We start from the raw sequence: 1,464 nt of genomic DNA on the forward strand, positions 1-1,464 counted from the left end.
GCGTGATTGTCGCGCGGCGTCAATCAAGCCTTGCCAAAACCGCCGCGAGCGTCAATGATCCCCTGACTCGGTCGCCTCGTCTCATCTTGATTGACGCGCCGCTCTCATCCTGATTGTCGCGCTATATCGTTTTGTCTGGCCGTCGCTGGCGGACGGCGTGGTGTCGATCTCGCAGGCGCAGATGAGCTATCTGCTGTCCGGCATCGACTGGCGCAATCCCCAAGAGTCCTGGCGTCCGACCAGCGTAGGCTGAGACTTTGTCATTTGAGTTTGGCAGCGAATGTGATTCCATCTGGCCATGGACTCCAGCGCCGACCTGCCGCCCGATCTTGCCGCCGCGCATGCAATGATTTTGGCCGAACGCACGGCCAGGCTTGCGGCGGAAGCCAGGCTTGCTGAAGCGGCCAATGCCCAGGCGAAGCAATCGAGCACCGAAGCGCTGATTGCCCATCTCAAGCTCGAGATCGAGAAGCTACGACGCACGATATATGGCACGCGCTCCGAGCGGTCGGCACGGCTGCTCGATCAGCTGGAGCTTGAGCTTGAGGAGCTCGAGGCGGACGCGACCGAGGATGAGCTGGCCGCCGAGAAGGCGGCCGGGAAGACGCAGACGGTGCGTTCGTTTGAGCGCAAGCGGCCGGTGCGTCAACCCTTCCCCGACGACATCGTGCGAGAACGCGTGGTCCTGCCGGCTCCGACGCAATGCCCCTGCTGCGGGTCGGCGCGGCTGTCGAAGCTCGGCGAAAGCGTGACCTCGACGCTGGAGGAGATCCCACGCCGGTTCAAGGTGATCGACACAGTCCGGGAGAAGTTCAGTTGTCGGGATTGCGAGGCGATCACGCAGCCGCCAGCGCCGTTCCATGCCACGCCGCGGGGCTATATCGGACCCCAGCTTCTGGCGACGATCCTGTTCGACAAATTTGGTCAGCATCAGCCGCTAAATCGACAGAGCCAGCGCTTCAAATGTGAGGGGATCGCCCTGTCGGTCTCGACGCTGGCGGACCAGGTGGGCGCCGGAGCCTTTGCGACCAGGCCGATCTTTGAACTGATCGAAGCCTATGTGCTCTCCGCCGACAGGCTCCACGGTGACGACACCAAGATCCCGATCCTGGCGAAAGGAAAAGCAGATACCGGCCGGATTTGGACCTATGTCCGCGACGATCGGCCATTCGGCGGGCGAGATCCACCGGCGGCGCTGTTCTACGCCTCACGTGATCGGCGCGGCGAGCATCCCGCGCGGCATCTTCAGAACTTCGCCGGCATCCTGCAGGCCGATGCCTATAGCGGGTTCAACGCTCTCTTCGATCCCGGACGCAAGGCGTTGCCGGCCACGCCCGCCTTCTGCCGAGTAGGCGGGGGTGTTGCCATCCCCGCCCCTCACAGACCCGGACGAGCGGATTACCCGCATCCGGTTCTTCACGCGCAAGCTTCGCTCACGAGACGGCATATTGGTGGACGATCTTG

The 1,464-nt window shown here is 63.3% G+C and carries 1 protein-coding gene; it reads left to right on the top strand.

The window, feature by feature from the left end:
* Positions 1-298 precede the first annotated feature (298 nt).
* Positions 299-1,464 (top strand): IS66 family transposase (gene tnpC / locus AC628_RS40645; protein ID WP_502689837.1); only part of this gene is annotated, 1,166 nt, incomplete at its 3' end.

The sequence above is a fragment of the Bradyrhizobium sp. NAS96.2 genome, assembly GCF_001908235.1.
In the GTDB taxonomy this organism is placed as follows: domain Bacteria; phylum Pseudomonadota; class Alphaproteobacteria; order Rhizobiales; family Xanthobacteraceae; genus Bradyrhizobium.